Source organism: Salinivibrio sp. MA427 (assembly GCF_001996115.1).
Lineage (GTDB): Bacteria > Pseudomonadota > Gammaproteobacteria > Enterobacterales > Vibrionaceae > Salinivibrio > Salinivibrio costicola.
Genome location: NZ_MUFH01000111.1, coordinates 1 through 7,724, shown reverse-complemented (window position 1 = coordinate 7,724; position 7,724 = coordinate 1). Strand labels below are relative to the sequence as shown.

The window sequence follows — 7,724 nt, the reverse complement described above, 5'->3', positions numbered from 1 at the left end:
ATCATGATGGTTACTACAATGAGCTTTCTGATCACTATCCGGTAATGATTCAGTTTAAATATCAATAGTGTGATTGAGTGATCTCATTCAGTTTTTGCCGGAAAACGGCAAAAACTCGCTGGAAAAAACGGTGAGCCTTAGTTGGTTCACTGTTTATATGCTGCATTTAATATGCCCAGTAGCACCATGGTTGCAAGGCTGACGCAAGTGATGATGGGAAGAGGTGGATAATTAAGTGTTAATGTCGCTAATAGTGACGCGAATCCATATCCGAGCGTATGCGCCATAGCGATATAACCACTGACTTTCCCCGGTTCATTGTCGAGCCTTTGCATCGCTTGGCTAGTATAGGCAGGGATCAGCAACGCACAGGCCCCTGATATTACGAGCATAGCAACGATTAATGCGCCCAGGGTAGGGAGTAAAAGTAAGCTATAACCTGCAACTAAGCTGATTGCGCCGATGCCCAGCATGTGGCCGATGCTTAGACGCTGTTTTTTTACCACCAACACTTGTACGGTGAGCGTTGCAATGCCGCTTAAGGTAAGCAAATAGCTCATCATCTGGCTAACTTTACTGGCAGACCATTCGGTGATGGTATGGAGTATCGGCGTGAGGTTGTATTGCAATAGGGCAATTGCTGCACACACGGCGAGTCCATATCCCATATAGGGCCAAATAGCTTTTGGCGCCAGCCACTGACTGACAGGCGAGCTTGATGTATCTTTCTGGCCCTCACGGTGAGGCATGAGGCTGATAACCAATGTGGCGATTAATGGCAGTAATAACATCAGCACAAGTGAGGCATACGGGCTGACGATTAAAACCGCCGAGGCGATTAATGGGCCGGCCAAGCGACCGAGACTTAAACCAATACTGATTGAGGTGATCGCCTGCATGCGGCGTGCCTCGCCAGCGAGTAACACGGCCCAATGCTGATTGGCGGGAACCATGCCCGCCACGGTTAAGCCATACACGACTCTTGCCATCAGCGCTAATGCTAACCAAGGCCATTGGTTGAGGCTGTTTTGCGCGCCCAGAGTGGCGATCAGTAACAGGACAAAGCTAATAGCCATGCCGATTAAGGCTTGAAGAACCACAAATTTGGGGCCGTACTGATCGCTTATACGTCCCCAAAAAGGCGCAGCAGGGAGAAAGAGTACACTACCCACCGCTATGATCACCGCCCAGGTTGACAATGAAAATCCGCCTTGTGCCACTAACAGTGGCAGCGAGACCAACAGCCCGTTTTGTCCAATGCCCATCAGAGCAGCAATAGACGTTAAGGTGATAGGCTGCCATTTAGCGGTCTGTGTCGCGGGCTTTGTTTGTGTGTACGCCATTACCAGCCTGCTACCTTTTGCATCTGAGCTGACTGTGTGGAGGACTCAGTCAGCGTCCAGTCGAGTAAGCCGTGATGATGCGTAATGTCGTATAGGGGCGTGTCGCTAATCGCATTAATAATGGTTGCTGCCCGCCAGGCCGCGAGACTCAATTGTGGCTCAATAATACCGTGACAATGGGTGCCGACATTCATCATATATAAAGCGAGTGAACTGCCTTCACGCATTTTTACTCGGTAGTGAGCATTCACATTCGGTCGTCCCTCGTCATCAAGGTCGAGGTGGTCGCTTAAAGTATCGAGGCACTGAGGGAGTGCGCGAGAAAAACCAGTACACAAGATCACCACCTCTGCATCGAGTGCTGTGGTTACTCCGGTCAAGGTAGCTGTGGTCGCTAACTGGTAACCTGCTTGGTGTGATTGCATCCCAGTAAGCGTTTGTCCTGGAAGCAGTCGCCACCATTGCGGGGACCGGCGCACATATTTATCGTGATACAGGCGTTGATACAGTCCTTGCAAGCAGTCGTCGGTAATCCCATCACTGGCAAGCTTTTGTTGCGCAAGCTGAGTGTGTTTGATCTTGGGGTCGAGGCTATGAAACTGCTCTGCGTAATCAGGGATAAAATACTGATCAGTAAAAGGGTTCTCATCTAATCCTTGCAGATTAGGACGGCGAGAAATCCAATCAATATGCGCTACTTTACCAAATTCACCATCAAAGAGATGCTGGAAGACATCGGCACCGGTTTGACCACCACCAACAATGGCAACTTTTTTACCCCTTAAGTCCGGTTGTCGGAGGGCAAGTTCACTGGCATGAAAGACCCGCTCACCCACAAATGGCGCAGCACAGTCAGGCATAAACGGTTGGGTACCGGTGCCAACGATCAAATGATCGCAGCTCAATTGTCCGTGTGGCGTACTCACCGCGAAGCCTGAGCCGTGAGGCATGATATTCAGTACTGGCGTATCGAATTGGGTGTTGGGAAGCTGATGAGCCACCCAAGCCATATAATCAGAAAACTCTAACCGCGATACCGTCTGTTCGCCCCGCGCGGTAAAGGGATAAAATTTTTTGGTCTTAACCAGGTAATTAATAAAGGTGTAAGGGCTCGTTGGGTCGACGGCCGTCACCATGTCTTTTAGGTATGAGGTTTGCATTTTCGCATCATCCAGCAACAAGCCGGGATGCCACGCAAACCGTGGCTTTTGCTCAACAAACAAATTCGAAATGGACTGACTGTGGGGAGCCAGCAGCGCCGCCGCACTGAGATTAAAGGGGCCAAGCCCTACACCTAAAATAGAATAATGCCTTGTCATAACTGCATCCTTATTGCGCATAACGTGCGAAAAAGTCGTTACGCTCACATTGCATCAGTGCAGCGCGCTTATGGGGAAAATCGAATTCTTTTTGTTTTTTCATGCCCACACCGCGAGCAATTCGGGCTACGCGCCAATTTGTTGCATTAGGCTCACCCATTACGTTTCGGGTACGAGGCTCGGCTAAGAAACAGTAATGGATAATAGATTGCGCCCAGGTATTAAAGTATTGGCGACCCAAAAAGTCGGAATTACCGACTAACATATGCATACCACGATCGAAAGCATCGACATCGTAGTAAGGTCCAAGCCGGTCTTCCGCGACCCAATAAATTTCAAAGTAGCCGAAAGGCTTTCCATCAAACTCGCCAATCACGGGGAGCAAGTGCGCATCGTGATGGGCCTTTTGCAGATATTGGCGATGAAACTTGAGCGAGCCCTCTAACTCCCAAATCGGGGCAATATCCGGATGGTTGTGCCAGGCGTGAAAGCAAGCAAGATCGCGTTTCGTTTCTGCTGGACGTAGCGTTAGTGTGCGCTTGAGGTGATAAAAGTAGCGACGATAGAACACGCCTTGTGGTTTCTCAGGTCGCGTTGGGTGGGTTAAACCGTTCTCTGCGGTTTGGTATACCTCATTGGAGGGTGACTGAGCTTGGTGCCAAATCGGGCAGTGTTGTTTAAACTGCGACAGTGTCAGTGGTGTGCAGGGGGCGACGACGGATTGCAGAGCGTGAGGATAATCACTGGCATACAGTGCTTGGCACTGATGCTGATAAAAGGCGTGCTCAACCGCCGCCCACCAGAGTGATTGATCATTGCAATAGCGCGTGGTTAGCGTTGCGGTGTCATTGTCCGGTTTGTGCAGCACGAAGGTCGCTTTGGCTTGACCATGTTCCATCACGTCGATGAGGTGATAAGACGCGTCGAGCGAGTGGCTGCGAAGCCCCACGGTGCGATCAAGATTGACCGGTTTAAATACGCATGAGCCCAGTGCGTTATCACCATAAAATGGGTTATCGATATCCGTGTAAATTTGGCTGGGATCGGCCAGTGTCGCTTCATTGTGATCGGCGAGGAAAGTGTGGAAGTTCCGTTTCCAGTGCAGGGTCGGCGAGTCGAGAAGATAGTCATACAGGCGGCTATCCACAGGATGGCTCGCTCGCCAAGTTGCGAAAGCTTGACGGCATACCTGCCACAAACGCTGCTCGGTGACACCGGTGGCTTCGCTGATCGCGGAAAGTGTATTGATTAGTGTATTACCAATCAGGTAGTAGCTCAGATACGGATCAACCTTGTCGGTTGGGACGTAACAGCTTGGTAACCCTTCACTGAATGCATCGGGGAACAGCGCAGGGGCAGGGTCGGTGACCCAAATACCTTGGCAGTCTCTGTACATCATGGCGCTAGGCAAACCGTGCGCGGTACGCAGCAAGATATTTTGCTGATGGGCCAGTAACAAGATGCCATAATCGCTGCGTGCCAAACACAGGGGATACAGAATATGGTCCAAGAAGGCGGCTAACCAATGATGTGCGGCGTCGTGCTGTGTCCATTGATGATGTTGTGCGGCTTGCGCGATCAGCGCGCCAATTTGGCTGCCTTGCCCATGTGGCTGGTTGATACTGGCGAGCAGGTGGACATCTTGATCGGCTTGGTGGGCGAAAATATTGTCGCGCAAGCTCACCAGAGGCAGTGATAAAGGCTCACCTTGCGCGGACAAAATAGTGCACCAGACCGGCTCTTCGATAAAGGTCGTCGTGGCGGCTCGCTGCTGCAGCGTTTGTCCGGGGGCTGCGTTGAGCATTTTACTCAGTAAGGCACCACGCTTGGCTTCAGTGGCGGTTAATAGCCGTACCGAGTTAGTGAGCTTGACAGGTAGAGAGACTTTTAACATCCACTGATGGTCGGGATGATAGATGGCGCGTGACGATGAGGTGGCCAGCCAGCCGCTACTGGTCAAGGCTAAATCAATCACGCTGTTTTTGAGTGCTCGAGCGTCATTACTGTCACGCCATGCTTGCGCTTGTAAAGGATGCATGGGCAAGGGAAGCCAGCCTTGCGACAAATTGGCCGTATGGGTTAAGCCCACGCTATCGACAAACAAGGATTGCAAGGTGTCGAGTACATCATGGTTAACCCCTTCACCTGTCCATTGCCCCGGCGCAACCGCAAACCATTCAATCGCAAATGACTCCGCAAATTCGGGTAGATACGCCTCTTGCTGTTCGGGCGTCAGTGGTTCATTGCTCTTGGGGGCAGGGTGCATGCTATGACCGCCGGTCAGAGACTGCTCCGATTCGATAAAACGCTGTGGCCAGCGGTCAGCGAACCTGTGTTGCCAATGTGCTTCTGCTCGCTGTACATAGGCGTCAGACTGGCTAACACGTGATGCAAAGCGGTCGAGACGCTCGCCACTGATCTCAGGCACTGATTGCGCGATACGGTAAACCGCATCGGCAAAGGTAGTACGGACAGTTTCACCGTCGCTACCGCGCCACAGTATGTCACCTTGATAACGATGACGGCCGGCTGCTGAGGTGTAGGTGAGCGGTAATAATAATTCGCCGTGTTCACACGGGAAACTGGCGTGGTCAGGCTGACCTTTTATCACACGCGTGTGTGGGTGCTCGACAAACAACGCATTGAAAAACGCATTCAAACTCAGGGGATGTGTCATGACAACTCCTTACAGACACGGGCTTACTAAGGCAATGTTGTGGTGCAACTATGAGTGAAACAAATTAGGAGAAAAGGCGCCCAGCGAGGACTGGGCGCGAAAAGGAATACAATTAAAACGTGGCGCTGTAGCTCAAGCTAAAGGTACGCCCCACACCGGCGTAGTCAAACATGTCGGCGCTAGCGAGGCCGCTATAGACTTTCTGAGCTTTTTGGCTCCAAATCGTTTGATAGTCTTTATCAAACAGATTTTGGATGCCGAAATTAATTTGGCCGACTGGCAACGTGTAGTAACCATTGAGGCCGACAAGCTCATAGCCCTCAAGGCGGTCGCCATCTTCATCTGACAGATCGCCAACGTGTTGGAGGTTGAGCTCTGTGCCCCAATCGAAGTTATCGTAACCCACTGCCGCCATCGCGGTAGAAGGGCTCGCATTGTAGATACTCAGCTCATCCCAATGGCCATCATTCTTGATTTCGCTCTGCACTAAGTGGCCCTGTGCACGGCTATACCAAGTGTCAGTGAGGTAGTATTTGATTTGCCCTTCGAGGCCATAAATACGCTGTTTGTCACTATCTAAGGTGACATCGAGATCGCTGTTGTATTTGTACGACTTGTCCGAAATTGAGTAGTACGCGGCGACTTGCGCGTTGTAGTCTTGTTGCTGGGTTCGCCAGCCTAGCTCAAAGGAGTTGGTTTTTACGCCGTCCAATTCTGTGTTTTGAACACTCACGCTATTGGTGAGGGTGCCGCCTGAATATTTGCCTTTGCCGTAGAATTTGCCTGGGTCCGGCATATTAAAGCCTTGACTAAAGTTGGCCCAAACTTGTTGGTTGTCGGTCAGGTCGTACTTGAGTCCCGCATTCGCGAGCCAAATGTCCTTGTCTGTGGTGCCGCCCGGGATGGCATCAGCATTGGGTAATAAACCGAGGAGTATATAGGCTTGCTGGGTAAAGCCGATAAAGTCACTGCCTTTGTACTTGGTGTACTGGTAGCGCAATCCGGCAAAGGCATTTAACTTATCGTTAACGGCCCAGTCTGCTTGAGCAAACACACCGGCATTTTGGGTATCAAAGTCAGGATAACGACCGATCGTGCCTTTTTTCTCAAACTCTAAACCATGGCTTGTTGCACTGGTTGTTGAATCATAGACGTATTGCTTGGCGCGAAATTCTTCCTTGCTGTAATCCAACCCATAGTTCAGCGTTAAGTTATCCCAGTTTTTCTCCAGTAAGACTTTTAGGCCGTAAACATCGTTGCTTTGCTCTGAGCCGCTAAATAGACCGTTACGCGGAAACGGGAAATAGCCGAAGGTTTCTTCTCGATAATAGGCTTGCGCGAGCAAAGCATGATTTAGCACATTGGTATGGCTATATTGGGTGTTGAGCATCAAACGTTCAGTGAATGGTTGCTCATCCAGTTTGAGCCCTTTACGACGCTCAACGTCACTTTTTAGATCGGTCGTATCTTCAAACCAGATCCCGTAATCACTGTCTTGTTGACTGTCATAGTATTGAGCAGTTAGGGAAAGGTGCTGTTCGTCGTCAGGGCGGTAATCCAAGCTACCCATCACATCAATGCTGTCATTGAATTGGGTATCGGTTTGGGTCACATCGGGCAGGATAGGATCGCCATTGCCGTCGTAGGCCGCGCCTTTGCCTTCATACGCCATGGATAAGCGCCCTTGCAAGGTATCACTGCCACCGGATACCGCGACCGCGGCTTTTTTGGTCAGGTCGTCGCTGTTGTTGAACCCAGTGGTGACGCCGGTATGAACCTCAAGTTGCGCATCACCCGCTTCACCTCGTTTGGTGATGATATTGATAATACCGCCGGTTGCGCCCGCGCCATAAATGGAGGTCGCGCCTGACAGTACCTCAACACGCGCGACATTAAAGGGGTCGATACTATCCAATTGGCGGCTGATGGTACGTGCAGCATTCAATGCGACACCATCAATCATGATTTGCGCGCTGCGGCCACGTAAATTCTGTGAGGCGTTGGTACGTGCGTTGGTGCTGCCAAAGTCAAAGCTTGGGATCAGCTTCCCGAGCGCGCCTTTTAATGACTCACCGCCTTGAATTTCACGGGTTAATTCTTCATTGGTGATTACCCAGTTGGTGCTGGCGGAATCGGCAATGGTCGTTTGAATCTTACTACCGGTCACAATGATGGTTTCGGTATTGGCCGCAGAAGGGGCGGCATGGGCGAGATGGGCACTGATTACTAACGCCAGAGGCGAGAGCGAAAAGCCGACTGCTTTTATGGTGTTCATAATTATCCTTATTCGTCACAACACTGCAGGGTTGGTGAGGCTACATCCCTGCAGTACTACTGAATCACTACCTTTTTCCTATCATCAAATGATAATGGATATCATTATGA

General features: G+C 50.7%; 4 protein-coding genes. All 4 read right to left on the bottom strand.

The features are described from left to right. Positions 1-146: 146 nt before the first annotated feature. The 4 genes from BZG79_RS08715 to BZG79_RS08700 all read right to left on the bottom strand — a co-directional run bounded on the left by BZG79_RS08715 (position 147) and on the right by BZG79_RS08700 (position 7,614). Complete coding sequence (locus BZG79_RS08715) at positions 147-1,343, bottom strand: MFS transporter (RefSeq protein WP_077774205.1); 1,197 nt, start codon at positions 1,341-1,343, stop codon at positions 147-149. Further along, entirely contained in the window at positions 1,343-2,662 is a 1,320-nt protein-coding gene (locus tag BZG79_RS08710; RefSeq protein ID WP_236719499.1) for a SidA/IucD/PvdA family monooxygenase, read from the bottom strand. Before BZG79_RS08710 ends, BZG79_RS08715 begins: the two co-directional genes overlap by 1 nt. A gap of 10 nt (positions 2,663-2,672) precedes the next feature. After that, the gene (locus BZG79_RS08705) at positions 2,673-5,339 is read right to left on the bottom strand and encodes a GNAT family N-acetyltransferase (protein WP_077774204.1); all 2,667 of its coding nucleotides are present in this window, start codon (positions 5,337-5,339) and stop codon (positions 2,673-2,675) included. 112 nt (positions 5,340-5,451) lie between these two features. Beyond that, on the bottom strand, positions 5,452-7,614 hold the full coding sequence (locus BZG79_RS08700) for a TonB-dependent receptor (RefSeq protein WP_077774203.1): 2,163 nt from the start codon (positions 7,612-7,614) through the stop codon (positions 5,452-5,454). Between the last annotated feature and the right edge of the window lie 110 nt (positions 7,615-7,724).

Bases quoted from the DNA above. Each gene is read 5' to 3' on its own strand.
- BZG79_RS08715 (WP_077774205.1), bottom strand. From the start codon at position 1,343: ATGGCGTACACACAAACAAAGCCCGCGACACAGACCGCTAAATGGCAG.
- BZG79_RS08710 (WP_236719499.1), bottom strand. From the start codon at position 2,662: ATGACAAGGCATTATTCTATTTTAGGTGTAGGGCTTGGCCCCTTTAAT.
- BZG79_RS08705 (WP_077774204.1), bottom strand. From the start codon at position 5,339: ATGACACATCCCCTGAGTTTGAATGCGTTTTTCAATGCGTTGTTTGTC.
- BZG79_RS08700 (WP_077774203.1), bottom strand. From the start codon at position 7,614: ATGAACACCATAAAAGCAGTCGGCTTTTCGCTCTCGCCTCTGGCGTTA.